This is a genomic window from Acinetobacter sp. ANC 5600, assembly GCF_002018395.1.
Classification (GTDB): Bacteria; Pseudomonadota; Gammaproteobacteria; order Pseudomonadales; family Moraxellaceae; genus Acinetobacter; species Acinetobacter amyesii.
This window is the reverse complement of record NZ_MVKW01000001.1, coordinates 441127-465797: the sequence shown is the minus strand read 5'-3', so window position 1 is coordinate 465797 and position 24671 is coordinate 441127. Positions and strand designations below refer to the sequence as shown.

Annotated in this window: 26 protein-coding genes, 2 tRNA genes and 1 other RNA gene; 15 read left to right on the top strand and 14 right to left on the bottom strand. The window is 40.6% G+C overall.

Annotation, left to right across the window (positions count from 1 at the left end; genetic code table 11):
* Positions 1-37: 37 nt before the first annotated feature.
* From pgeF to B1201_RS02315, 3 genes are all read left to right on the top strand, one after another.
* Positions 38-778 (top strand): peptidoglycan editing factor PgeF, encoded by a 741-nt coding sequence (gene pgeF, locus B1201_RS02325; RefSeq protein ID WP_078192172.1) that lies wholly within the window; start codon positions 38-40, stop codon positions 776-778.
* Between the two features lie 40 nt (positions 779-818).
* Positions 819-1370 (top strand): flavodoxin family protein, encoded by a 552-nt coding sequence (locus B1201_RS02320; protein WP_078192171.1) that lies wholly within the window; start codon positions 819-821, stop codon positions 1368-1370.
* Between the two features lie 229 nt (positions 1371-1599).
* Positions 1600-2949, top strand: coding sequence for a hypothetical protein (locus tag B1201_RS02315; protein WP_078192170.1), 1350 nt, complete (start codon positions 1600-1602; stop codon positions 2947-2949).
* A 53-nt stretch (positions 2950-3002) separates the two neighbouring features.
* Here the strand turns inward: B1201_RS02315 and smpB are convergent, their stop codons facing one another.
* Positions 3003-3476 (bottom strand): SsrA-binding protein SmpB, encoded by a 474-nt coding sequence (smpB, locus tag B1201_RS02310; protein ID WP_078191351.1) that lies wholly within the window; start codon positions 3474-3476, stop codon positions 3003-3005.
* Positions 3477-3613: 137 nt separating this feature from the next.
* Between smpB and coaD the strand changes: the two genes are divergently transcribed.
* From coaD to B1201_RS02290, 4 genes are all read left to right on the top strand, one after another.
* The gene (coaD, locus tag B1201_RS02305; RefSeq protein ID WP_078191350.1) at positions 3614-4105 is read left to right on the top strand and encodes a pantetheine-phosphate adenylyltransferase; all 492 of its coding nucleotides are present in this window, start codon (positions 3614-3616) and stop codon (positions 4103-4105) included.
* 1 nt (position 4106) lies between these two features.
* Positions 4107-4370, top strand: a complete 264-nt coding sequence (locus tag B1201_RS02300) for a YfhL family 4Fe-4S dicluster ferredoxin (RefSeq protein ID WP_078191349.1) — start codon at positions 4107-4109, stop codon at positions 4368-4370.
* A 26-nt stretch (positions 4371-4396) separates the two neighbouring features.
* Positions 4397-4776: RNase P RNA component class A (rnpB, locus tag B1201_RS02295), an RNA gene on the top strand.
* A gap of 73 nt (positions 4777-4849) precedes the next feature.
* Positions 4850-4926: transfer RNA gene (locus tag B1201_RS02290), tRNA-Met, on the top strand.
* A gap of 68 nt (positions 4927-4994) precedes the next feature.
* On the opposite strand, the gene B1201_RS02285 is transcribed toward B1201_RS02290, so the two are convergent.
* Positions 4995-5399 (bottom strand): hypothetical protein, encoded by a 405-nt coding sequence (locus B1201_RS02285; protein WP_228144739.1) that lies wholly within the window; start codon positions 5397-5399, stop codon positions 4995-4997.
* Positions 5400-5731: 332 nt separating this feature from the next.
* Here B1201_RS02285 and B1201_RS02280 point away from each other — a divergent pair, with 332 nt between their 5' ends.
* Positions 5732-7138, top strand: a complete 1407-nt coding sequence (locus B1201_RS02280) for a KAP family P-loop NTPase fold protein (RefSeq protein ID WP_078192168.1) — start codon at positions 5732-5734, stop codon at positions 7136-7138.
* On the opposite strand, the gene B1201_RS02275 is transcribed toward B1201_RS02280, so the two are convergent.
* Together B1201_RS02275 and B1201_RS02270 are read right to left on the bottom strand one after the other, a co-directional pair.
* A complete protein-coding gene (locus B1201_RS02275) occupies positions 7122-7739 on the bottom strand; it encodes a CatB-related O-acetyltransferase (RefSeq protein ID WP_078192167.1) in 618 nt (205 codons plus the stop codon). The two genes, B1201_RS02280 and B1201_RS02275, sit on opposite strands and share 17 nt — an antisense overlap.
* A 101-nt stretch (positions 7740-7840) precedes the next feature.
* Positions 7841-8245: a RidA family protein gene (locus B1201_RS02270; protein WP_078192166.1), complete on the bottom strand. Its 405-nt coding sequence runs from the start codon at positions 8243-8245 to the stop codon at positions 7841-7843.
* Positions 8246-8386: 141 nt separating this feature from the next.
* Here B1201_RS02270 and B1201_RS02265 point away from each other — a divergent pair, with 141 nt between their 5' ends.
* On the top strand, positions 8387-8974 hold the full coding sequence (locus tag B1201_RS02265; protein ID WP_078192165.1) for a TetR/AcrR family transcriptional regulator: 588 nt from the start codon (positions 8387-8389) through the stop codon (positions 8972-8974).
* A 79-nt stretch (positions 8975-9053) separates the two neighbouring features.
* On the opposite strand, the gene greA is transcribed toward B1201_RS02265, so the two are convergent.
* The 3 genes from greA to carA form a co-directional block, all read right to left on the bottom strand.
* Positions 9054-9530, bottom strand: a complete 477-nt coding sequence (greA, locus tag B1201_RS02260; RefSeq protein ID WP_078192164.1) for a transcription elongation factor GreA — start codon at positions 9528-9530, stop codon at positions 9054-9056.
* A 107-nt stretch (positions 9531-9637) separates the two neighbouring features.
* Entirely contained in the window at positions 9638-12868 is a 3231-nt protein-coding gene (gene carB, locus B1201_RS02255; protein ID WP_078192163.1) for a carbamoyl-phosphate synthase large subunit, read from the bottom strand.
* Between the two features lie 13 nt (positions 12869-12881).
* On the bottom strand, positions 12882-14024 hold the full coding sequence (gene carA, locus B1201_RS02250) for a glutamine-hydrolyzing carbamoyl-phosphate synthase small subunit (RefSeq protein ID WP_078192162.1): 1143 nt from the start codon (positions 14022-14024) through the stop codon (positions 12882-12884).
* A gap of 309 nt (positions 14025-14333) precedes the next feature.
* Between carA and B1201_RS02245 the strand changes: the two genes are divergently transcribed.
* Entirely contained in the window at positions 14334-14819 is a 486-nt protein-coding gene (locus tag B1201_RS02245; protein WP_078192161.1) for a hypothetical protein, read from the top strand.
* Between the two features lie 239 nt (positions 14820-15058).
* Here the strand turns inward: B1201_RS02245 and B1201_RS02240 are convergent, their stop codons facing one another.
* Positions 15059-15598: a DOMON-like domain-containing protein gene (locus B1201_RS02240; protein ID WP_078192160.1), complete on the bottom strand. Its 540-nt coding sequence runs from the start codon at positions 15596-15598 to the stop codon at positions 15059-15061.
* A gap of 6 nt (positions 15599-15604) precedes the next feature.
* Entirely contained in the window at positions 15605-15928 is a 324-nt protein-coding gene (locus B1201_RS02235; RefSeq protein WP_078191340.1) for a YhbY family RNA-binding protein, read from the bottom strand.
* Between the two features lie 195 nt (positions 15929-16123).
* On the opposite strand from B1201_RS02235, the gene rlmE reads away from it, so the two are divergent.
* From rlmE to B1201_RS02215, 4 genes are all read left to right on the top strand, one after another.
* Positions 16124-16774: a 23S rRNA (uridine(2552)-2'-O)-methyltransferase RlmE gene (rlmE, locus tag B1201_RS02230; protein ID WP_078192159.1), complete on the top strand. Its 651-nt coding sequence runs from the start codon at positions 16124-16126 to the stop codon at positions 16772-16774.
* Positions 16775-16910: 136 nt separating this feature from the next.
* Positions 16911-18809, top strand: a complete 1899-nt coding sequence (gene ftsH / locus B1201_RS02225) for an ATP-dependent zinc metalloprotease FtsH (protein ID WP_078191443.1) — start codon at positions 16911-16913, stop codon at positions 18807-18809.
* A 112-nt stretch (positions 18810-18921) separates the two neighbouring features.
* The gene (gene folP / locus B1201_RS02220; RefSeq protein WP_078192158.1) at positions 18922-19776 is read left to right on the top strand and encodes a dihydropteroate synthase; all 855 of its coding nucleotides are present in this window, start codon (positions 18922-18924) and stop codon (positions 19774-19776) included.
* Between the two features lie 87 nt (positions 19777-19863).
* Positions 19864-20178 (top strand): DUF5713 family protein, encoded by a 315-nt coding sequence (locus tag B1201_RS02215; RefSeq protein ID WP_078191338.1) that lies wholly within the window; start codon positions 19864-19866, stop codon positions 20176-20178.
* A 60-nt stretch (positions 20179-20238) separates the two neighbouring features.
* On the opposite strand, the gene B1201_RS02210 is transcribed toward B1201_RS02215, so the two are convergent.
* The 3 genes from B1201_RS02210 to B1201_RS02200 all read right to left on the bottom strand — a co-directional run bounded on the left by B1201_RS02210 (position 20239) and on the right by B1201_RS02200 (position 21985).
* A complete protein-coding gene (locus tag B1201_RS02210) occupies positions 20239-20691 on the bottom strand; it encodes a hypothetical protein (protein WP_171263717.1) in 453 nt (150 codons plus the stop codon).
* Positions 20692-20995: 304 nt separating this feature from the next.
* Positions 20996-21081 (bottom strand) — tRNA-Leu (locus B1201_RS02205).
* Positions 21082-21250: 169 nt separating this feature from the next.
* On the bottom strand, positions 21251-21985 hold the full coding sequence (locus B1201_RS02200) for a hypothetical protein (protein WP_078192156.1): 735 nt from the start codon (positions 21983-21985) through the stop codon (positions 21251-21253).
* A gap of 195 nt (positions 21986-22180) precedes the next feature.
* Between B1201_RS02200 and B1201_RS02195 the strand changes: the two genes are divergently transcribed.
* Positions 22181-22687 (top strand): hypothetical protein, encoded by a 507-nt coding sequence (locus B1201_RS02195; protein WP_078191335.1) that lies wholly within the window; start codon positions 22181-22183, stop codon positions 22685-22687.
* A gap of 97 nt (positions 22688-22784) precedes the next feature.
* Here B1201_RS02195 and B1201_RS02190 read toward each other — a convergent pair whose 3' ends face one another.
* Positions 22785-24125, bottom strand: a complete 1341-nt coding sequence (locus B1201_RS02190; RefSeq protein ID WP_078192155.1) for a CitMHS family transporter — start codon at positions 24123-24125, stop codon at positions 22785-22787.
* 266 nt (positions 24126-24391) lie between these two features.
* Complete coding sequence (locus tag B1201_RS02185) at positions 24392-24670, bottom strand: hypothetical protein (protein ID WP_078192154.1); 279 nt, start codon at positions 24668-24670, stop codon at positions 24392-24394.
* Position 24671 lies beyond the last annotated feature (1 nt).

The following is a 24671-nucleotide window of genomic DNA, read 5'->3' as shown; positions in this document are numbered from 1 at the left end:
ACTGATTTACACGCCATAGATAGAAAAGGACGGCAACATGCAATTTGTTCAGGGACTTCCACAGGGTGTTTTTGTGGGACAAACTCGAGTTCATCATGATCAGACGCAACCCGCTGAACAACCTGAATTGGCAGGATTTAATCTGGCATTGCATGTGGGAGATGATGCAGCGCGTGTGCAAAAGCACCGGATGCAATTGCTCAAAGACTTTGCTAAATATGGCGTGAATAAAATCACCTGGATGAACCAAACGCACAGTACGCTATGCCATCGCATTGATGAACAGATCAACTTTGTTGCACCCGAAGGCGATGGTATGGTCACGCAGTCAAAACACCATGCCCTGATGATGATGACCGCAGACTGCTTACCCGTGGTTTTGGGTAATGCTGACGGGACAGAAGTTGCCAATCTGCATGCAGGTTGGAAGGGCTTGGCTAATGGTATTGTGGAAAACACCATTGCAGCCATGCACACTCAGCCAACATGGGCTTGGTTGGGGGCAGCCATTTGCCAAGAGAGTTTTGAAATTGGCGCAGAAGTCAAAGCTGCCTTTTGTTCCAAATATCCAGAACTTGAAAGTGCATTTAAAGCTGGTGTAAAGGAAGGCAAATATTATGCTGATCTTTATGCGATAGCGCGTTATATTCTTGCATTACATAGGGTTAAAGCTGTAACCGGTGGCGACCAATGTACCTTTTTACAAGCTGATGAATATTTTTCTTATCGCCGAGAAGCGAAAACAGGACGTATGGCAACATTCGTCTTTATGCTTTGAAAATGCTAAACTTGACTGAATCTATCGACTTTTAAATGTTATGTCTTTGACTGCTAAATCTCTTGCTGTTGTTTACCACAGCCCCTATGGGCACACTGCCAAAGTGGCGAATTTCATTGTACAAGGTGCAGAAAAAGCCGGTGTAAAAGTCCATCTCATGAATGTAGAGCATGTGGATTGGGATGAATTGGACAGTGCAGATGCCATCGTTTTTGGATGCCCAACCTATATGGGCAGTATGAGTGCGGCAATGAAATTATTCATGGAGCAATCATCTAAACGCTGGTTAGCACGGACATGGCAAGGCAAGTTAGCCGCTGGTTTTACCAATGGTGGCGGCTTAAGTGGAGATAAATTAGCAGTATTGCAGCAAATCAATTTATTCGCCATGCAGCACGGCATGCTGTGGAGCGGTCTTCCATTGATGCCAACTGGACGAAGCACAACAGATTTAAATCGGATGTCGAGCTTTTTAGGTTTAATGACACAATCGGATAATGCGCCTGTTGAAGTCACGCCACCTGCGGGTGATTTAGAAACTGCTATTTGGTTTGGTGAATATCTGGGACTGTTGTTAAATAAAGTTAATTAATTTGTAAATAAATCGTTTGAACTATCATTTATAAATCTTTGAAAACCCTAGTGATGGAAATGTTACTGGGGTTTTTATTGGCCTAAAATTCGTGAAAATTGGCATTTTGTATAATTGAGTTGTGATGCGTGTCACAAATTGCCATTCATTTACGCCAACGCTATTGACTTAATCTTCTCATAAATTTCACTCGGGATGAGTGACGAATATTAAAAAGGATTAAATAATCGTGAAAAAAACAATAGTCGCAATGGCATTGACCTTATGTGTTTCTGACGTTGTTTTTGCAGCAGAAGGATTGGTGGGATTAGCAGATGAAGAATTGTCTGCCATCAATGGTGCTGCATTGATGAATATGTCCTATACCGATCCTATTTTGGTCAACCAACAAATGGTCGATGAAAATATTGGTTTCTACAAACTCAGTTTAGATGCCGTGATGGATCTGAACGTCAATGTCAAAAGTTTGCAACTCGGCTGTGGTGGGGTAAATGGGTCAAATGGCTGTGATATTGATATTCGTCATCTGGCGTTGAGTGGTAATGCTACTTCAACTGATGCCAACGGTAATCCCGTCTTTAATGGTGATCGAGCGTCAACAAGTGCCGAACTGAAAAATCCGTTTATTGAATTTGCAATTAAAAACCCAAAACAAGCCGCTTTACGCGAAGTTAAAGGCTTCCGTGTCAGTGCTGAATCAATTACAGGTTTATTGACCACTGGTATTCAAAACACGGGTGCGCCGACAGATGGGATTAAGTCACTGAGCGGTTATATGAAAATTGCACCGACTACAGGGACAGCAAAGACCCAAGCCGCGATCTTTGGGGATAGCAGCAGTGAGACTTTATCGGGGAACTTGGTGATTAATACGATTTGGAACAATGATCGTAGCTTTGTAAGTCAACCTGAAAATAGTAAGGGTTTAAAAATTCCTTCAATGAATGTGCCATTTACCGTCCCTGAAATTACCATCAACGGAAAACGACAAACTCAAGCCGTTGCCAAAAATATCAGTGCGACAGTGCCATCGATTCAACTCAACCGTGATAGTGGTAGTTTACAGGTCAAACTTGACCGTAATTTGTTATGGGTAGAAGGGGCGCAGTTCTTTATGGATTCTGGCTCATCAATTGATGGTTTGAAAATGAACATTACCTTTGAGCAAGCCTTAAATATGATTCATAACATTCCATTAAATGGCACAGCCGGTTATTTATCGCTTCAATCTCAAGATATTAGTTGGCCAGATGCCAATGCAGATGATATTGCACGTACAGGTTGGTGGATGTCATTTAAAGACCCGATCAATATTGGCAAATTAAATCCAACATCTGAAGTGGATATTTCAGGCGTCTTGCCTCAAGTTGCACAAAAAGTATCGCAAATTTTAACCAATGAACCGATTTATATTCCCTTAGGTTCTGCTGTCGGTGCAGCATTTGGTTTACCGATTTATAAAAATGTCGGTTCAATTAACCTCAGTAATGCAGGTGCGGCCAATTTAACTTTAAAAAATCAGGTCTTGGGAAATCAGGAAGTTCGGACCAACTGTTTTGGTGGGTTGAAATTCTGCTAAATCTGCAATTTAAAAATAAAAAAACCTCCATTTTGGAGGTTTTTTTATTGACCTTATTTATGAAAAATACGGGCTTTATCGCGCTGCCAATCACGGTCTTTTTCCGTTGCACGCTTGTCGTGAAGCTGTTTACCTTTTACTAGGGCAATTTCAAGTTTGGCATGAGGACCTTTCCAGTAACATGCCAAAGGCACACATGAATAACCTTTTTGGTTAATTGCACCTTGTAGTTTTTCAATTTCACGGCGGTTCAGCAATAATTTACGAGTACGTGTTGCTTCAGGCACCACATGTGTCGAAGCACTCAGTAAAGGTTGCACTTGAGCGCCGAATAAAAATGCTTCACCATTTTTAAACGTAATATAGCTCTCTACGATAGTCATTCGACCCGCACGCATTGATTTGACTTCCCAGCCTTGTAATGAAAGGCCCGCTTCAAATTTTTCTTCAATGAAATAATCGTGACGCGCACGCTTATTTAGGGCAATCGTACTGCTACTATTTTTTTTAACTACTGCTTTCGTCATAATCAAAAACTTCCAAACTTAGCACTATTGTACCCGAACTTTGAATAAGATGAAGTTTTTAAATTTACAAGCTGACTTCACCTATAAATCAAGATTTTGTTAAAATACCCATCTACAAAATAACAGAGTACAACTGGATGTCTAAAACTCGTGTAATTTATCCGGGCACATTCGATCCAATTACTAATGGTCATATCGACTTAGTGACACGTGCATCACGCATGTTTGACGAAGTTGTCGTGGCAATTGCAATTGGACATCACAAAAACCCTGTGTTTAGTCTGGAAGAACGTGTTGCACTAGCGCAAGAGTCTTTAAGTCATTTGTCAAATGTTGAGTTTGTAGGTTTTGATGGGCTGTTGGTCAACTTCTTTAACGAGCAAAAAGCAACAGCCGTGTTACGTGGTTTACGTGCAGTTTCAGATTTTGAATATGAATTTCAATTGGCAAATATGAATCGCCGTTTGGACAGTAAATTTGAAGCCGTGTTCTTAACCCCATCAGAGCAATATTCGTTTATTTCATCTACGCTCGTGCGTGAAATTGCACGTTTAAATGGTGATGTCACTCAGTTTGTACCACAAGCTGTTGTGGAAGCCTTTAAGCGTAAACAACAGCAAGGTTGGTAGAGTGTCTTTATATATCACTGATGAATGCATCAACTGCGATGTCTGTGAACCTGTATGCCCCAATGAGGCGATTTTCATGGGGGAACTCATTTATGAGATTAACCCTGATTTGTGTACGGAATGCGTTGGGCATCACGATAAACCGCAGTGTCAGTTGTTCTGTCCGGTAGATTGTATTCCATTGGATCCAGCTCATCCTGAAACTCAGGAACAGCTTCAACAAAAGTACGAAAAACTAACTGCTCAAAAAACATCAAGCAATTAGTTGTCAGATTTGTTAGAATGCGCCCCGAAGTGAACCAGACGATCGCTGCTGTGTATAGGTCTCCGTGACTAAAGCAGGGGAGGAAAGTCCGGGCTTCATAGGGCAAGGTGCCAGGTAACGCCTGGGCGGTGTGAGCCGACGGAAAGTGCAGCAGAGAGTAGACCGCCTTCACTATGGTTTTGAGCAATCAAAATCGGAGGTAAGGGTGAAAGGGTGCGGTAAGAGCGCACCGCATGACTGGTAACAGTTCATGGCATGGTAAACCCCACCGGAAGCAAGACCAAATAGGGATCCTTTAGGCATGGCCCATGCTGGATCCGGGTAGGTCGCTTGAGCGTATGAGTGATTGTACGCCTAGAGGAATGATCGTCCTCGACAGAACCCGGCTTATCGGTTCACTTCAACAAATTTTGATCAAATACGCGCATTATGGGCTTGACGATATTTAAATATCCCTCCATAATGCGCGCACAGTTTAAGGCTATGTAGCTCAGTTGGTTAGAGCACCGCACTCATAATGCGGGGGTCACAAGTTCAAGTCTCGTCATAGCCACCATATTCAAAAAAAAGACCACTCCGATTGAGTGGTCTTTTTTTATTTCTAAATCTTCCAAATTTAAAAAATTAACGGTAAACAAAACGACGCATGCCTGCACGTAAGGCAAATGCGCCATGCATATATACGCCACCTAGCCAATACGGCACATTATAAATATCTTCATGGCGATATTTGACTAATGCAAACTCTGCCAATAGTCCTTCAAAGAACATGCCACCAATGGCAAGCATGATGGCCAATATCAGTAGCCATGTACGCTCATAGCTAAATAGCCAGCGAATAAAAAAGCTAATGTAAAAAATCCAACAAAGTGCTTCTGGATGAAAATTGCCAAATCCGCTGAGTATATAGACTATGGCAAATAGTATTAGGCTTTCGACGAGGGGCGCAGTGCCGTCATGATGGCAACTGAGCTGAGTCATCACATAGTGTTTAAGTCGTTGTGTAAGTTGAATATAGCTAAATGCCATGAAAGCAAAGGCAATAAAAAAGCCTGGGAATACCCACCAAGCTTGATGGAAAAATAATGGGTTGGGATAACTAAGTGTCTGGGTATAGACATGAATCGCATCGCAAAAAGTTGCGACGACTGCTGCCAGCAGGGCAAGTATAAATATGCCTGAATTGAGTGGTTCTCGTCATCATTCATCCTGAAAAGTGGTTTTTTTTATTTTGTGAGTTCTTTATAGAATGAATTTGGAGAAAAGGCTATGACAAGTTACGAGATGCTCATGTGTAAATGTTAATTTATAGCGCTACTGCTATACTCAATACATAGTTAACTTAATGAATATAAATAGAAATGATAGATAACCAATTAAACTGGCCTAAAGATAATTTTGAGAATATTGAAACTGCATGGGAAGGTGATCTTTGGGATCGCCGTCGTTTAGGAGAGCAGCTTACAAGTTATGTTGATCGCTTAAACTGCGGTGCTGTTCTTGCTTTGGATGCACGATGGGGTGAGGGTAAAACGTGGTTTGTCCGTCATTGGGCGAAGCATTTAGATGATACTCAGCATAACGTGATCTATTTGGATGCATTTGCTAATGATTATTTGGAAGATCCATTTTTAACGATTGCAGCTGAAATAAGTCAAACTTTTAAAGAGTCAGAAGAAATTGATGATGATGAAATTAAAGATTTTAATGCTAAGACTGCTTCAGTATTAATATCGTTGGCGGCTGTCATACCAATGATTGCGGCTAAAGCGGGCATGCATTGGATTGGCTTGGGTGGAGCTGGAGAAGCATTTAAAGAGGTATATGAAGAAGGAAAAGCGTTGTATGACACAGCAAGTGAGGAAATAGCTGCAAAAGTTAAGGAGAAAATCGAAAAGAAAATTGAGAATCATCAGGTTGAGAAACAAACAATTCATGACTTTAAGAAAGAACTTGCTGTATTAGCTGGAAAATTAGATAAACCTTTAGTTTTTATTATTGATGAATTGGATCGTTGTCGTCCTGATTTTGCGATACGATTAATTGAAAGGGTTAAACATTTCTTTGATATTCCTAAAATTGTTTTTGTTTTGGTGATGAATAAGCCACAATTATCACAGTCAGTTCAGAATTTTTATGGTTATGAAGCAGAGATAACAGCTGATTATTTTGAAAAATTTATAGATTTAACAATTAAATTTCCAAATTTGGAACCTTATATTAACTATGAAAATGTATTGAAGGAAGAACTTTATAGAATTGGTGAGATGGAGCATAAAGAAGCTTTAAATGAATTCTTTTTTTGGGTATTAGCATTACAAAATTATAAAAACTTCAACTCACGTGAATTAAAAAGAAAAATTAATCAATATGCTATTTTGAAAACTAATGATTTTAGAAAAAACCTAATATTAATTGCGTTTGTATTTGGTGTGGAATTTTCAAAAGATTTGAAAATATTTCGTTTAGTTTTAAGTAAGTTAGTTGAAAAATTTAATTTGTCTTTTAGTGACAGTAAATTTCTTGGAAATATTATTATCAGTAAACTACGAACTGAATATTTCATTGATGAATTTCATATAGGAAATTTATATAATAAACAAGTAACATTGAATGAAAAATATGTATCAGTGGGACAACAAGATGCCAAAGAATTGTATATGCTGGAAACTTATACTCCCTTTGCTATCCAGAAATTAAAACACTCCGATGATTTTATAATTGATTGGAAAAACTATGTTGAATCGGGATTTAATCTAGATATTTGATTAATGTATCAACATCATCCGTCTGCAATTTTTCCCGCATCTTTAAAAACTGCTTTTCATCTAAGTCATAGAGCTTGAGGGAAAGTAGTTTTTTGATATCTTCTTCAGGAAAGCGATATTTAATAATTTTAGCAGGGACTCCGCCTACTACTGCATAAGGTGGCACATCTTTAGTCACCACAGCACCTGTAGCAACGACAGCACCTTCACCCAGTGTAACACCTTGCATAATCATGGCACGTGAGCCGATCCAGCATCCATCACCAATGATTGTGTCACCCGCAGGGACAAAACTCCGTGTATCAAACGGAAAGGCTGAAATCCAGTCCGTGCGGTGGAGTTGGTTACCACCCATCATAATCACGCATTCTGCGCCAAAACAGACAAAATTACCGATATGTAGCTGGTCTATCGGCTTCTCAGTTGTTGCGGGTTTGTCGTGCAAATAACGCACCACACAGCGCTCAAAACCCTGATCCCAATATGCAGAATAATATGAATAATTACCTTTGATGTGAATATTTGGGTTCTTCACTGTTTTAGAGATGAACTCAAATTCACACCAATGATTGACAGGTGAATTAATCAATTTTTCAGACATAACTGGGATACAAAAATAGGGAATGTGCCATTATACCGAATAGATCTTTACGCTGGTGAACAATCCAATTCCACAAATGAACTGATGGCAAAACTAAGTTTTTAGGTGGTTTTAGATTGTTGAGGAATACGGGCAATGACCTTAATTTCAAAATCAAAACCCGCCAGCCAATTCACACCAATCGCTGTCCAGTTCGGATAAGGCTTTTGGGTAAATACCTGATTTTTGACTTTCATAATGCTTTCAAATTGCTGTTCAGGATCAGTATGAAAGGTGGTGACATCAACGATATCATCAAAAGTACAACCAGCAGCTGCCAATGTTGCAGCCAGGTTTTCAAAAGCCCGTTCTACCTGTTTCTCAAAATCAGGTTCAGGAGAACCATCCTCACGGCTACCAACCTGACCTGATACAAAGAGTAAATCTTCCGATTTGATGGCAGCCGAGTAACCATGCTGTTCATACAAAGCATGCCGATCTTGGGGAAATATTGCAGTTCTTGTCATGACTATTCTCGCTTAATGTTAAATTTAAAAAAATATTTTTAAAAACGGCATAAGTTTTTACATACGCTTCGTATGTAAACATAATTGACATACGGGCCGTATGTCAATTAAAATTTTGGTAAGGATGAGGTAAGCAAAGCAATGTCTGTTCGTGAACAAAAAATGGCGGCAACCCGCAAGAAACTGATTGAAGTGGCACGTCGTGCATTTGCTGAGTATGGTTATGCAGACACGTCCATGGATAAACTCACGGCAGACGCGGGGCTGACCCGTGGCGCGCTGTACCATCATTTTGGCGACAAACGGGGCTTATTTGCTGCTGTGGTCGATCAAATTGATTCAGAAATGGCTTCATCTGCCCAGCAGCATCTGGAGCAGCCTGAAGATCTTTGGGAAGGGCTGATGCTTGAAGGGCAAGCCTATATTGAAAATGCTTTGAATCCTGAATTTCAGCGTATTGTACTGCGTGATGGGCCAGCTGTATTGGGAGATCCTGCACATTGGCCCAGTCAAAACAAATGTTTGCAGTCTACCCGTGAGTGCGTACAACAGTTATTGGCAGTAGATCGAATTAAAGCAGTAGATCCTGAAGCGGCTGCCGTATTTTTAAATGGCGCTGCCATGAATGCCGCACTTTGGGTCGCCTCCAGTGAGCATCCTGAACAGGCACTCCCAGAAGCATTACATGCCTTTCAAGTCTTTGCGTCAGGATTGTTAAAAGAAGGATAGAGTGGGGTTGTTGATAATCAATTGTCTGAATATAAAAAACCCCTCAAAAGAGGGGCTTAAAATTGCTTATCTTAATGAATTAAAGATATTCAACTTTAGAAATTTCATACTCAACTTCACCTTGTGGTGTGTTGATTTTTACATCGTCGCCTTCGTTTTTACCCAAAAGACCACGCGCAATTGGTGAATTCACAGAGATTTTGTTGATTTTAAAATCTGCTTCGTCATCACCAACGATTTTATAAGTCTTTTGTTCTTCAGTATCTAAGTTTTCAATGGTCACAGTCACACCGAAAACCACACGGCCATTTTGCTCAAGTGATTTAACATCAATCACTTGGCAAGCACCCAATTTACCTTCGATATCTTGGATACGGCCTTCACAGAAACCTTGTTGCTCGCGAGCAGCGTGGTATTCAGCGTTTTCTTTCAAATCCCCATGTTCACGCGCTTCAGCAATTGCTGCAGTAATACGTGGACGATCAACACTTTTAAGTTGCTGTAATTCTTTCTCTAGGGCAATTTTGCCTTCGGGAGTCATAGGATAACGTTGCATTGTTGTCCCTCATGTTTGTAAAAAGAAAAAATCAGTAAAATTTTTACTGACCTAGAAATGAAAAAAAGCCCGCCACCGAGAGGTGGCGGGACTTCTCGGTAACTTAATTAACCTTTAGTAAGGTCTTGTAAGCGGTATACATCCATTGGCAATTTGATTGCTAAAGCTTGGCATACTGCATCAGCACCGTTAAGGGTAGTTGTGTAATACACTTTACCTTGTAATGCAGAGCGGCGGATCGAGAATGAATCTTCTTGAGCCTGTTTGCCTTCAGTTGTATTGATAATGAGGTGAACTTCGCCATTTTTCAAGCGGTCTACGATATTAGGACGGCCTTCAGTCACTTTGTTCACACGTTCACATTCAATACCAGCATCTTTAATCACATCATAAGTACCGCCAGTAGCGATGACTTTGAAGCCAAGATCTGTTAGCTGTTTCGCAATACCAACAGCACGAGGCTTGTCAGAATGACGAACAGATAAGAATGCATGTTTAACTTCGCCTTCTGTTGGTAGGCCAGGTAAACGGTCATTAGAGCCTAACACAGCTTTATAGAACGCTTCACCAAATGTTTTGCCTACACCCATCACTTCGCCTGTAGATTTCATCTCAGGGCCAAGAATTGGGTCAACACCAGGGAATTTGTTGAATGGGAACACTGCTTCTTTTACAGAGAAGTGTTCAGGAATAATCTCTGTAGTGAATCCTTGAGATTCTAAAGATTGACCAGCCATACAACGCGCAGCAACTTTCGCTAAAGATTCACCAATGCACTTAGATACGAATGGAACAGTACGTGATGCACGTGGGTTCACTTCTAGAATGTATACGTCAGTGCCTTTAACAGCAAACTGTACGTTCATTAAACCAATTACGCCAAGCTCTTTCGCCATAGCGATGGTTTGACGGCGCATTTCGTCCTGAACTTCTTTAGATAAAGAGTAAGGAGGAATAGAACATGCTGAGTCACCTGAGTGAATACCAGCTTGTTCGATGTGCTGCATGATACCGCCGATCACAACGTCTTTACCGTCAGATACGCAGTCCACGTCAACTTCAATCGCGTCATCTAGGAAGTGGTCAAGAAGTACAGGTGCTTCGTTCGATGCTTGAACCGCATCACGTAAGTAACGTTTCAATTCTTCGTCGTTGTACACGATTTCCATCGCACGACCACCAAGCACGTAAGATGGACGTACCACAAGTGGGTAGCCAACTTTTGCCGCTTCAGCCATACCTTCTTCAGCAGATTTTACGATGCTGTTGTTTGGTTGACGAAGTTGTAGACGTTGAATCATTTGTTGGAAACGTTCACGGTCTTCTGCACGGTCAATCGCGTCAGGTGATGTACCGATAATTGGCGCACCAGCTTCTTCTAAAGCACGAGCCAATTTAAGCGGAGTTTGACCGCCGTACTGAACGATAATGCCTTTAGGCTTCTCGATACGTACGATTTCAAGTACATCTTCCAAAGTGATTGGTTCGAAGTACAAACGATCTGATGTGTCGTAATCCGTAGAAACCGTTTCAGGGTTACAGTTCACCATGATAGTTTCATAGCCGTCTTCACGCATTGCAAGGGCAGCGTGTACACAGCAGTAATCGAATTCGATACCTTGACCAATACGGTTAGGACCGCCACCGATGACCATGATCTTGTCGCGAGTAGACGGATTCGCTTCACATTCTTCATCGTAAGTTGAGTACATGTAAGCTGTATCAGATTCGAATTCAGCCGCACATGTATCTACACGTTTGTAAACAGGGGTCACGCCCAAGTTCCAACGGTGTTTACGGAATTGTTTTTGTGAAATACCCATCAATTTCGCAATACGAAGGTCAGATAAACCTTTGCGTTTGAACGAACGGATGTTGTCAGCGTTTAAGTCACCAAAACCTAAAGATTTGATTTTCTCTTCAGTTTTGATGATGTCTTCGATTTGGATCAAGAACCAACGGTCAATATTCGTCGCAGCGAACACTTCATCTAACGTGAAACCATGACGGAATGCATCGCCAACGTACCAAATACGCTCAGGACCAGGCACTTTAAGTTCTTGAAGGATTTTCTCTTTCGCACCTTCAGTACCCACTTCGATTTTTTCATCAAAGCCAGCAGCACCCACTTCAAGACCACGAAGCGCTTTTTGTACTGACTCTTGGAAGTTACGGCCAATTGCCATGACTTCACCCACAGATTTCATCTGTGTAGTTAAAGTTGCATCAGCTTGTGGGAATTTCTCGAAGTTGAAACGAGGAATCTTAGTCACAACATAGTCAATCGCAGGTTCGAATGATGCAGGAGTTGTACCGCCAGTGATGTCATTTTTCAATTCATCAAGGGTATAACCGACTGCCAATTTCGCTGCAATTTTTGCAATTGGGAAACCGGTTGCTTTAGATGCCAAAGCAGATGAACGAGAAACACGAGGGTTCATCTCGATCACAACCATACGGCCATCTTTCGGGTTAATACCGAACTGAACGTTCGAACCACCCGTTTCTACACCAATTTCACGAAGTACTGCTAAAGAGGCATTACGTAAAAGTTGGAATTCTTTGTCTGTTAATGTTTGTGCAGGGGCAACAGTGATTGAGTCACCTGTGTGCACGCCCATTGGGTCAAAGTTTTCAATGGTACATACAATGATACAGTTGTCGTTTTTGTCACGAACAACTTCCATTTCGTACTCTTTCCAACCAATCAATGATTCATCAATTAAAAGTTGGTGAGTAGGAGAAAGGTCGAAACCGCGTTCACAGATCTCGATAAATTCTTCTTTGTTGTATGCGATACCACCGCCTGAACCACCCATCGTAAATGATGGACGGATAATCACAGGGAAACCGAAGCGTGCTTGAATTTCTAACGCTTCTTCCATTGATTCAGCGATGTCAGCTTTTGGACATTCAAGACCAATTTTACGCATTGCTTGGTCGAAGAGTTTACGGTCTTCGGCTTTTTCAATTGCTTCTTTAGTCGCACCGATCAATTCAACATTGTATTTTTCTAAAATGCCGTGCTCATCAAGGGCGAGGGCACAGTTCAATGCAGTTTGACCACCCATTGTTGGAAGAACTGCATCTGGGCGTTCTTTCTCAATGATCGCTGCAACAGTTTGCCACGTAATCGGTTCGATATACGTTGCATCTGCCATTGCAGGGTCAGTCATAATCGTTGCAGGGTTAGAGTTAACAAGAATAACTCGGTAACCTTCTTCACGAAGGGCTTTACATGCTTGCGCACCTGAGTAGTCAAACTCACATGCTTGACCGATCACAATCGGACCAGCACCAATAATTAAGATGCTTTTAATGTCTGTACGTTTAGCCATGATGCTTCCTTAATTACTTCTTAGATGCTTCGATAAGTTCGATGAAATGATCGAACAGTGGTGCGCAGTCATGTGGACCAGGGCTTGCTTCTGGGTGACCTTGGAAACTGAACGCAGGTTTGTCTGTACGATGAATCCCTTGAAGGGTTTGGTCGAACAGCGATTTGTGCGTAGCTTTCAAGTTTGCAGGAAGAGTTTCTGCATCCACTGCGAAGCCGTGGTTTTGAGAAGTAATCATCACTGTACCATTTTCTAAGTTTTGTACAGGATGGTTAGCACCGTGGTGACCGTGAGGCATTTTCACAGTTTTTGCACCTGATGCAAGTGCAAGAATTTGGTGACCTAAGCAAATACCGAATACAGGTACATTACGTGCGTCTTCTACAATTGTTTTTACAGCTTCAATTGCATAATCACATGCTGCTGGATCGCCGGGGCCGTTCGATAAGAACACGCCATCTGGATTCAGCGCAAGTACATCAGCAGCAGGAGTTTGCGCAGGCACGACAGTCAATTTACAACCGCGGTCTGCGAGCATACGTAAGATGTTGGTTTTGACACCGTAGTCGTATGCTACAACATGGAATTTAAGTTCTGGTTGAGCGAAACCTTTACCAAGCGCCCAAGAGCCTTCAGTCCACTCGAAACCGGTCGGATCACAGCATTCTTTTGCAAGGTCTAAACCATTAAGACCACCAAAAGCACGTGCTTTAGCTAACGCTTCTTCTTCAGTCGCGTTTTCACCAGCAAGGATACAACCGTTTTGCGCACCTTTTGATCGCAGAATACGCGTTAATTTACGAGTATCAATATCTGCGATAGCAACAACATTGTGTTGTTTAAGGTAATCACTTAGTGATTGCTCAGCACGGAAGTTGCTATGCAATAAAGGTAGGTCACGAATGATCAATCCGTTGGCCCATACTTTATGAATTCGACCTGACTCAGCGTCTTCATCATTACAACCTGTGTTACCGATATGTGGGTAAGTTAGGGTCACAAGTTGTTGTGCATAACTTGGGTCAGTCAAAATTTCTTGATAGCCAGTCATGGCAGTGTTGAAAACGACTTCACCAGTCGTACTACCCGATGCGCCAATTGAAGTACCTTTAAAAATAGTACCATCGGCAAGGGCTAAAATTGCTGGGGTGCTCAAACCAAAGCTCCTGAAATTTAGGCTGTAAAAAAGCGAGAAGACGAAAAAAAAGGAAGGCTGCTTAAAAACCTACCCTCCTTACATCTGCTCGCTTGAACTTAACACGGCATTATACGCAGAAAGCCACTGAAAGTCCATTGTAAATATTAGGAATAAAGCAGATAAAGCGCTTGCATTTTAGAATAAAGTTTGGTTTTGCAAAATCGTAGAAAAATGTAAGCAATTAATTATTGTCAGACAAATCATAAATTAAAATTTATCAATAAGCGCTATTGTGGTTCGGTCAGCAAAAACTATAGGTACAAAGTCATGGCAACACAACAAAAACAAACAGCGGCTAAATCCTCCCTGAAAGAAGTCGTTATCGAAGGTGCTGAAAAGCTTGAACAAGTTGCAAAAGAAGCGAGTGTCCAAGCCACAGAAGCGGTCACTGAAAGCAAAGAAAAGATCGGAGCAGAGGCAAAGCAGTTGAATGCCAGTGTGCAAGATCAATTGCGTCAGTTGAAGCAAGATGTGTTGAATAAACTTGATCAGCTAAAAGTTCAATTTGGTTCATCGCAAAAAGATTTTAGTGAACTCAAAGAATTTGTGAAAACTGAGTTTAATACGGTTATTGATGATCTTTCAAAACTTGGAAAAGAGCTGAAAGAAGATGTGACCCAAATTTCAGGAAAACACAAAGATCATCTAACAGAAACATTTAAGCGTTCTAAGGAACATACTTTGGAAGCGTGGAAAAAAATTTCACCAGTAAAAGCTGAAGTTACGGATCAAACCACAGATCTTAAAAGTTAATTGTGAATGACATGAATTTTAAAGCGCTTAAGCTAAGTCTAGTCATTCCAGGGAGCTGGATTGGGTGAGAGCGAATTAAACTTAAAGTTAACGCTATATATGCATAAGGGAGCCATTAATGGCTCCCTTATTGTGAATAGTACATTTAAGTACAAAGCACTTATTTAAAAATAAGCAGGCAATAAAAAAGCAAAAGATCGTACTTTTGCTTTTTATCGAAGATCAAAACATTAAAAAGTTTAGAACTGATGTAGCCAATCACGTTTGTTGTGAAAGTCAGCATTTGGACTACTATGCTGCATGGCATAGTACTGTTTACCTTGAGGGGTTTTCAGTACAGCAGTTAGACCAATATAGAGATCTTCCCATTTAAGTTTGTACTTCAGCATAAATTCTGTCAGATCAAGACTGACATTTAAGCCATAGTGCGTCCGTTTCAACTGATTCAGTTCGATATCGTAAGCAGCTTGTGGCGGCATATCTTCTGGATAGCGATATTCTTCAAACTGGTAAGCCTGCCAAGCTTGTGAAGGGGAGAGGTTGATTTCACGATAAAAGTCTTCGTTGCGTACACCAATAAAAACTTCTAGGCAGGTCTGTTCCCACAAAAAATCGATTCGTGGGTGAGCTGATACCAATTCTGGCCATTGAATCAGTTGATTTGGGTCTCGAATCCAATAACCCACATTTAAAGTATATGGGCTTTGTTGTTCGATAGCACCTACGACTGATACAGCCTGAAAGCGACGATCAAAAGCGCTGAGTTCAAAACTTGCCATAAATGTTTAGTTAGACAGGTGTGCGTAGCGAACAAGGTTAGACAGTTTTGCATTTTGTTTTGCCGCTTTGCGGTAAATCAAAGCAATCTTACCAATCGTTTGAACAACTTCAGAACCTGAAACTGTCGCAATTTCAGTAATCATTGCAGCACGTGCTTCGCGGTCTTCTGCCACAACTTTCACTTTAATTAACTCATGGTCGTTTAACGCACGGTTTAATTCTTCAACAACGCTTTCTGATAAGCCTTTGTCCGCAACCATTACAACTGGGTTTAGGGTGTGACCAATTTGACGTAAGCGTTTACGTTCTTGAATAGATAAAGCCGCCATAAATATAACCTAATTTTAAAAACGACCTAGTATAGCAAAATCAAAGTTGAAGCGCTGTATTTAATCGGCATTTTCTCGATGAAGATTATTGAAAAAAACATGATTTAAGATGCTTTTTAGATACACATGTCTACTGCAAAAGTGCTGAATTTCACGTACAATCAAGACTGAGAAGTTTTTTTTATTTAGAGAGTTATGGCTACCCGCATTACTAACCAGAAATTATCCAAAAGTAGTCGTGACTGGATGCGTGAGCATCTTGATGACCCCTTTGTGAAAAAAGCACAAAAGGAAGGATATCGTGCGCGTGCCGCTTATAAATTGCTTGAAATTCAAGAAAAATACAAATTGATCAAGCCAGGCATGACCGTTGTCGACTTAGGTGCTGCACCAGGTAGTTGGTCGCAAATTGCCGGTAAACTTGTTGGCGACAAAGGTTTGGTAATTGCTTCTGATATTTTACCCATGGATGCTTTACCCGATGTGACCTTCTTGCAAGGTGACTTTCGTGAACAAGAAGTGTTCGATGAATTGTTAAAAATTTTAGATGGACGTACTGTAGACGTTGTAATTTCAGATATGGCCCCCAATACATCAGGTAATAAGGCTGTAGATCAACCGCGTCAGATCTATCTTTGTGAATTAGCAATCGACTTTGCTCAAAAGGTTCTTGGACCAAATGGACAATTTGTTGTTAAAGTGTTCCAAGGTGTTGGATTTGATGAATACCGTAAGCAAGTTGTAGACACATTTGATGTGCTGAAAACAGCAAAACCGGCGGCTTCACGTGCTCGATCTAAAGAAGTGTTTTTAATCGGGCAGGGACGTAAGAAAGCTTTCAAGTAAAGTTTACTTGCCAACTCGTTAAAAATTGTGCATTTTGTACGTTTTTAAATTATTGCGAAGCTACTCTGCAGCGTAAGTATTAGAGTCACCCATGTAAATGGGATTGAACGAATTAGATAGAAATGGGAATAAAGCTTTGAGCGATCTTTTTAAGAATGCCGTGTTGTGGCTGGTTATCCTAGGCGTGCTGGTTTTAATCTTCAGCAACGTCAGTGACCGCAATCAACCGACCGCGATGAACTATTCTGAGTTCGTGGCAGCCGTAAATGCGGGTCAGATTAAACAAGTCACCATTGATGGCGAAAGAATTCGTGGCGAAAAATCAAACGGTTCAGAGTTTGAAAGTATCCGTCCTGCGGTTCAAGATCCTGAACTTATGCCGAACCTGATCAAGAACAATGTTGTTGTTGAAGGTACAGCGCCACAGCGTCAAAGTATTTTGATGCAACTTCTGATTGCAAGTTTCCCTGTTCTTTTAATCATTCTGTTATTCATGTTCTTTATGCGCAACATGGGTGGTGGAGCTGGTGGTAAGAATGGCCCAATGAGTTTTGGTAAGTCAAAAGCAAAAATGCTGTCCGAAGACCAAATCAAAGTGACATTTACTGATGTTGCGGGCTGTGATGAAGCTAAACAAGAAGTTGTTGAAATCGTTGACTTCCTAAAAGATCCATCTAAGTTCAAACGACTTGGTGCAAGCATTCCAAAAGGCGTGCTTATGGTTGGTCCTCCGGGTACGGGTAAAACTTTACTTGCTAAAGCGATTGCGGGTGAAGCGAAAGTACCGTTCTTTAGTATTTCGGGTTCTGACTTTGTTGAAATGTTCGTGGGTGTGGGTGCGTCTCGTGTCCGTGACATGTTTGAACAAGCAAAGCGTCATGCACCATGTATCATTTTCATCGATGAAATCGATGCCGTTGGTCGTCACCGTGGTTCAGGTACAGGTGGTGGTAATGATGAGCGTGAGCAAACATTAAACCAAATGTTGGTTGAAATGGATGGTTTTGAAGGCAACGAAGGTATTATCGTCATTGCTGCAACAAACCGTGCTGACGTATTGGATAAAGCTTTACTTCGTCCAGGTCGTTTTGACCGTCAAGTGATGGTATCTCTACCGGATATTAAAGGTCGTGAGCAAATCCTCAATGTACATTTGAAAAAATTACCTTCTGTGACTGGTGTAGATGTCAAAGTCTTAGCACGTGGTACACCGGGCTTCTCGGGTGCACAGTTGGCTAACCTTGTAAACGAAGCGGCACTGTTTGCTGCACGTCGTAACAAGAACACGGTCGATATGCATGACTTTGAAGATGCAAAAGATAAGCTTTACATGGGTCCTGAACGTAAATCGATGGTGATTCGCGAAGAAGAACGTCGTGCGACGGCTTATCATGAAGCAGGTCATGCAATTGTTGCTGAAATATTGCCGGGTACAGACCCTGTGCATAAAGTGACAATCATGCCGCGTGGTTGGGCATTGGGTGTGACTTGGCAGTTGCCTGAACATGACCAAACCAGCCATTACAAAGACAAAATGTTGAATGAACTTTCAATTTTGTTTGGTGGTCGTATTGCAGAAGAAGTCTTCATTAACCAAATGTCGACTGGTGCTTCAAATGACTTTGAACGTGCAACGAAAATGGCACGAGCAATGGTTACTAAATACGGTATGTCCGATAAAATGGGCGTCATGGTTTACGAAGATGATTCACAGCAGTCATTCATGGGTGGTTTAGGAAGTCGTGTGATTTCCGAAGCAACGCAGCTTGAAGTTGACCGTGAAGTTCGCCGTATTTTAGATGAGCAATATAAAGTTGCTCGCGATATTCTTGAAAATAACAAAGATATCGCACATGCCATGGTGAAAGCATTGCTTGAATGGGAAACCATTGATCGTGATCAAATCCGTGACATTATGGAAGGTCGTGAGCCTCAACCACCAAAAGTGTACATCGCTGAAAATCCAGTGATTGATGTTACACCAACGGATGGTCCAGATGTTCCACCACCATTACCGTCATTGCCAAAAGCATAAAATTTTAAAACCACCTTCGGGTGGTTTTTTTATATGAAAATAAATGCATGTGAGCGCAATGCTGAGCAAACTTAGCGTTAAAATAAGCGCAGCAAAATCTGGGATGTGTACTATGAAGTTGGTGTCTTTGCCTAATAAAATTTTAAACTGTGGTAATTTGCAATTAGATTTGTCAGAGCCACATGTGATGGGGATTTTAAATGTCACACCGGACTCTTTTAGTGATGGTGGCAAACATAATGGTAAAGACCAAGCTATAGCACATGCCTTACAAATGATAGTGGATGGCGCGACAGTGATTGATGTCGGTGGTGAGTCAACACGTCCGGGTGCATCTGTTGTTGAGGTTGAAGAAGAAATTCGACGGGTCGTACCCGTCGTTGAAGCATTATCCAAACACAATGTGGTGATTTCTATCGATACCTCGCAACCTGAGGTGATTGAGGCAGCGGTTCAAGCAGGTGCGCATATCTGGAATGATGTACGTGCATTAACTCGGCCGAATGCCTTAGAAACCGCTGCAAAACTGGATATTCCAGTGATCATTATGCATATGCGTGGAGAACCCACCACGATGAATAATCTAGATCAGTATCAAGATGTCGTTGCTGACGTCATCGATGAATTAAAGCAACGTGTGCAAGATGCATTGGACGCAGGCGTCCGTGCAGAAAATATTATGATTGATCCGGGTTTTGGTTTTGCTAAAAATGCGCAGCAAAACTTAAAGCTTTTACAGCAATTCTATCAATTGAATAACATGGGCTATCCGATCCTGTCTGCATTATCACGTAAGCGTTTTATCGGTGAAGCACTTGGCGGTGCAGATGCACAAAATCGCGCTGTAGGCTCGGTTGCAGCGCATTTACTCAGCATTCAACAAGGTGCATGTATGGTTCGCGCACATGATGTCAAAGCGACGGTAAATGCGATTCGTGTTTGGCAAGCCATGCAGAATGCAGTGTGATTTGAAAATACTGAATCCCAATAAATTTGGTGAATTGTAGTATTTGTGTTATATAAGCGCCCTGAATGTTTTGTGATAGAGTTTCGTATGTTTGCAGATTTACTGCTACCCATGTTTGATGATGAATATTACCCAGATGTGTTGGTTGCAGAGGTGAAGTTATTGGTTGTTCAATTTGCGAAGAAAATCGCAAAAGCAGATTTAAGTTCAACTGATATCTACCATTTTGCCAATGAAACGGTTGCACAGCTCAATAAGATGAAACCTCAATTTGAAGATTTAGATTCGTCTTTGGATGATACGGCTGCAGATTATATTGCAGAAGCCATGATGATGGTGCTGCAAGACGAAGGCCATATGGATATTGAAATGGAAGAGTTAGTTGCTAACCGAGAATGGTAATTGAACTTTAAAAAAAGCCCTGTAGTGACAGGGCTTTTTTGTGTCTAGGGATTTAAAAAATTATTTAGCTTTGTCTATAAAATCTTTAAACGATGATTTGATCGATGCTGATAGTTTCTGTTCTTCTTGCATGGCTTGTAAGTGTAGGGCGTAGAAATACGTTTGATGCTCTTTTTGTTTTAAGGATTGTTGATAAGACCAAAATGCCAGTTGGCGAAGCTTTTGTAGTTTTACTCGTTCAATGGCACTGCTATCACGTTTATAAAACAATTCAGTAAATACACATAAAAAAAGACTGAAAAAAAGTCCACAGAGACTGATGAGGTTTAATACATCTGTTTGTAGATATTTAAAGTTAGTAGCGAGGATAAGTGTGAATCCCCCAAGGAGATACAGCTGTATTTGCAGACGTTGAACTGCAAACTTACTGCTAAAACATGCTTGATAATGTGCATACCAAACATAGCAATAGATCAAAGGAAGAATAATCAATACACCAAGATTGAACGCCATTTTGGGGGCGTGAATTGAAAGTGCCGTTGAAAGTATATGCCCAAGTGCGGCGCTGCCAAGTGAGATAAAAAGTATCAGGCAAAAGCTAAAGATTAAAACGGGTGCAGTGGGCGTTAGATTGATAATTTTGAAATGCGCAAACAGCAGCCGTTGATAAAAGGCATCGGGATGCTTGAGTTGTAGTGTAGGGAGATCAAAATCTGAAGATATTGGCATTGAATAATAATAGATTTATAAATTTTAGGCATAAAAAAACCAGCAAATTGCTGGATCTTTTATTGCACCAATCTTAGAAGTATAAGAATGGTGCCCGAGGCCAGACTCGAACTGGCACGCTTTGTGGGCGGGGGATTTTAAATCCCCTGTGTCTACCGATTTCACCACTCGGGCATGTGCGCAATAATAGAGGACGAAATGGACCTTGGCAAGTGTATTTGATGGTGTTTGTTTTAAAATCAATCAATTCATGCATATAAGTTGAAAATATTCAAAAATATTGATGTATTGAATGACATTTTGAGCAGTGAATTAAAGTTTTTTTCACTACACCAAAGTCAACTTATTTCATTAACTCATCAAGATAATGTTCAACATTTTGGTGCTTTAGCTTTTTACACAGCTGATTTTCCTGGTGCAGCATTTGTATGTGTAAATTTTGGAAATGGGTAAAGCGCTCAGATAACTGTTTATGATTTGCTTGATTTGGATTGCTGAGTGTTAAACGTAATTTTGCTTTAAGCATTTGTTTATACGACCAATAAGCAATACGACGTGTCTCTTGCAGAAAATAGTATTCTTGGGTGTTACTTCCACCTTTGAATAGATTTTCTTTATAAAAACGCACAAAGCCGAAACTCATGGCGAAAAAGAACAATACAGATTGAACGAAGGTGCTTTGTAAAAAGGCGATATTGAGTAATTGTAATAAAATCACGATCGCAAGTCTGAACGGCGTATTTTTCAAACTTTGATACAATGACATTGAACTGTGCTTAATTTGCTTGATGACTAAGGGCACAACCAGCATAAAAAACAACATAATACTTAGTACAGCAATACCATGAGCTCGAAACTCACTCATATCTGGAAAATACAGTTGTACTGTATGACCAATACTCATGCTCAAAGAAATAAAAATTATCGCCGCCAAAACCCAAGGAATGAGTTCTTTGAGTTCGTCTAAAATGCCTTGAGTTTTCAGTTGGCTATAAAATAAATAATTATGTTTAAAGGCTGCTGGATATTGCTGTTTCAATTGTTGAAGGTAAAGCGCAGCCTGTTTCTTTTGAGCCATATTGTGACGTTAGTATTAAAGCGTGAAAGTAATATAGTTGATTTCGATATTTTTGACAGAATTTTTTTCTAAATCATGTTGTATATCTGAGCATTATAAGAGAAATCGCAATTTCTATAGTGAAGGTCGCAGTTTTCAAGCTACTTTTATGCGAAAATACATACTTATTGAATATTAAGTTTTTATAGGCAGTTTATGACTGATCACTCTCCTGAAACATTAAGCGATATCGAAATTCTAGACATTCTTCAGTCGATGAAATCAGATGTTTTAAATACTGAAGCAAATGAAGTGATTCGTAGTGGGGGGAAAGCTGGTCGTCAAGAGGCTCATAAACAAGCTTTGGTGAAATTAAATCAAGCATTTGAAGATAAATTTGTTGAAGCTGTGACTTTGGCTTTAGGCTTAAATGAAGGCCAAAGTAAAAAAATTCGCTATAAGAAAGACCGTATCCGTATTTTGAAAGTTCGTGGTATCGATTATTTAGCGATTGATGGTGCTGAAACTGCACAAGTATTGTCACAAGTTGCACAAGCAATTGTACGTGAAGACGCAACGGTGACTCATGACCTGCATAATATTTTCCCATTTTGGAAAGAAGGCTGGCCAATGGTGCAATTCGACAATGTCTATAAAATTTTAGAAGATGACATTCGTATTCATTATGAAGCTGTTCTAGAAGCATTAATTTCAAAGCATTAATCACTACAAATGAACCTGTGAGTGTAAAACACTTGCCAGTTTCGTAATGTTAAGCATAAAAAAAGCACCATCAGGTGCTTTTTTTATCTTTAACTTTTTAAGTTAAGCTCGAATAAAACGGAAACATTCCAAAGATTAGACCCGCTGCTAACATGACAAAACACGTGATTACAGCCCAGATAATGGTAAATTTCTGATGTTGTCCAAACTCGATACCCGCAAGTCCACAGAGTAAAAAGGTCGAAGGGACAAGTGGAGAGAGTAGGTGTACAGGTTGCCATACGATGGAGGCACGTGCCATTTCTACAGGTGCAATTCCATAATGAGCTGCTGCATCTGAAAGAATTGGCAAAACCCCAAAATAGAAAGCATCATTCGACATAAAGAAAGTCATCGGCATACTGATGACAGCGGTAATCGGTGCTAAATAGGGACCCATACTTTCAGGGATAATTGCCACAAGTTGTTTGGACATGGCTTCTACCATGCCTGTTCCAGCTAAAATTCCGGTAAAAATACCTGCAGCAAAAATGATGCCGACCACGTTTAAAGCACTACCTGCGTGATGTGCGATTAACTTTTTCTGCAAGTCGACATTTTTGTAGTTGACGACTAGCGCAATACATAAAGCCACCATGAATAAAATAGGCATAGGTAAAATACTAAAAACCAGACAAATCATCAGAACGACGGTTAACAGTGCATTAAACCAACGTAGATCTGCGCGGTTGGCTTCTGGATTATCGGAGATTTGAATGTTTTCACCATGGCTGATATCCAATTGGACAATTCCTAGACGCTTTCTTTCCATGCGACCATACATCGTTCCTAAGAAGTACAACCAGCCGATGGCAAATAACATCGGTAAAACCATCGGAACAAATACATCATTTGGGTCGACATGAAGCGCGCTGGCGGCGCGGGCAGTAGGCCCACCCCAAGGTGTAAGATTCATAATTCCACTAGAGAGCATAATCAAACATGCCATAATCAATGGGCTCATACCTAAGCGCTTATAGAGTGGCAGCATGGCCGCAACACAGATCATATAGGTTGTAGAACCATCTCCATCCAAAGAGACAATTAACGTCAGGGTAATGGTTCCAAGGACAACTTTTAAGGGATCACCTTTGACCATTTTTAAAATAAATTTCACCGAAGGGTCGAACAAACCAGTATCAATCATGATGGCAAAATACAGAATCGCAAAAAGCAGCATGATGCCAGTCGGTGCAAGTTTTTTTACACCTTCAATCATCATGTCGCCAATTTCATTTATTTGTATGTGTGACAAGCTGTCAAAATAAAAACCAAGTAACCACGCAATCAAGGCAAAAAGTAGGGGAATTAAAGTCAGTGCGACAAGTGGGCTTAAGCGTTTCGACATGATCAAATACATAAAGCACAAGATCATGCCCAAACCGAGTACGGTTAACATGGTTCATTCCTTTGAAATATAAAGCTGTTTTTAAATCCAGGGGCAGAGCATAAAGAGAAATTTCATCAGTCAAAACAAAGGTGGTAAAATGTGAAATACATCACTATTTTGATGAAAAATAGTCATTAATAATGAAGGTATTAGGGAAGCGGGATTTTTTGATTTATTTTAATTTTTATTCAAAAAAAGTGGTCTGTTTACATATATTCAACATCTGTAGAGAACTGTAAGTGCGTGTAGATCCAGTTTGATCACAATAAGTGCGCTTAAGCAAAAATAGACAGTAGCGTCCGAATCGGCCAACTAAAAAATCGGAACCAAAAAATTAAGGGATTATAAAAGAACAGACCAAAACGCATGGTTTCGTCATATTGTTGTCGACCGCGTTCATAAGGATAAGGCGTTAAAAACCAAGCAGTGACGATCAGTGCAACACCGAGCAATAGAAATAAAGGTTGTGGATGAGCTTTGAAAAAGTAATAGACTAAATAAGCCCCAGTATAAAAACTAAAGCAAGTCAAAATAGCTTTAAGTGAAAAAGACATC

Coding starts and splice junctions, on each gene's coding strand:
- pgeF (WP_078192172.1), top strand. CDS start 38: ATGCAATTTGTTCAGGGACTTCCACAGGGTGTTTTTGTGGGACAAACT.
- B1201_RS02320 (WP_078192171.1), top strand. CDS start 819: ATGTCTTTGACTGCTAAATCTCTTGCTGTTGTTTACCACAGCCCCTAT.
- smpB (WP_078191351.1), bottom strand. CDS start 3,476: ATGACGAAAGCAGTAGTTAAAAAAAATAGTAGCAGTACGATTGCCCTA.
- coaD (WP_078191350.1), top strand. CDS start 3,614: ATGTCTAAAACTCGTGTAATTTATCCGGGCACATTCGATCCAATTACT.
- B1201_RS02285 (WP_228144739.1), bottom strand. CDS start 5,399: ATGGCATTTAGCTATATTCAACTTACACAACGACTTAAACACTATGTG.
- B1201_RS02280 (WP_078192168.1), top strand. CDS start 5,732: ATGATAGATAACCAATTAAACTGGCCTAAAGATAATTTTGAGAATATT.
- B1201_RS02275 (WP_078192167.1), bottom strand. CDS start 7,739: ATGTCTGAAAAATTGATTAATTCACCTGTCAATCATTGGTGTGAATTT.
- B1201_RS02270 (WP_078192166.1), bottom strand. CDS start 8,245: ATGACAAGAACTGCAATATTTCCCCAAGATCGGCATGCTTTGTATGAA.
- B1201_RS02265 (WP_078192165.1), top strand. CDS start 8,387: ATGTCTGTTCGTGAACAAAAAATGGCGGCAACCCGCAAGAAACTGATT.
- greA (WP_078192164.1), bottom strand. CDS start 9,530: ATGCAACGTTATCCTATGACTCCCGAAGGCAAAATTGCCCTAGAGAAA.
- carB (WP_078192163.1), bottom strand. CDS start 12,868: ATGGCTAAACGTACAGACATTAAAAGCATCTTAATTATTGGTGCTGGT.
- B1201_RS02245 (WP_078192161.1), top strand. CDS start 14,334: ATGGCAACACAACAAAAACAAACAGCGGCTAAATCCTCCCTGAAAGAA.
- B1201_RS02240 (WP_078192160.1), bottom strand. CDS start 15,598: ATGGCAAGTTTTGAACTCAGCGCTTTTGATCGTCGCTTTCAGGCTGTA.
- B1201_RS02235 (WP_078191340.1), bottom strand. CDS start 15,928: ATGGCGGCTTTATCTATTCAAGAACGTAAACGCTTACGTCAAATTGGT.
- rlmE (WP_078192159.1), top strand. CDS start 16,124: ATGGCTACCCGCATTACTAACCAGAAATTATCCAAAAGTAGTCGTGAC.
- folP (WP_078192158.1), top strand. CDS start 18,922: ATGAAGTTGGTGTCTTTGCCTAATAAAATTTTAAACTGTGGTAATTTG.
- B1201_RS02215 (WP_078191338.1), top strand. CDS start 19,864: ATGTTTGCAGATTTACTGCTACCCATGTTTGATGATGAATATTACCCA.
- B1201_RS02210 (WP_171263717.1), bottom strand. CDS start 20,691: ATGGCGTTCAATCTTGGTGTATTGATTATTCTTCCTTTGATCTATTGC.
- B1201_RS02200 (WP_078192156.1), bottom strand. CDS start 21,985: ATGGCTCAAAAGAAACAGGCTGCGCTTTACCTTCAACAATTGAAACAG.
- B1201_RS02195 (WP_078191335.1), top strand. CDS start 22,181: ATGACTGATCACTCTCCTGAAACATTAAGCGATATCGAAATTCTAGAC.
- B1201_RS02190 (WP_078192155.1), bottom strand. CDS start 24,125: ATGTTAACCGTACTCGGTTTGGGCATGATCTTGTGCTTTATGTATTTG.
- B1201_RS02185 (WP_078192154.1), bottom strand. CDS start 24,670: ATGTCTTTTTCACTTAAAGCTATTTTGACTTGCTTTAGTTTTTATACT.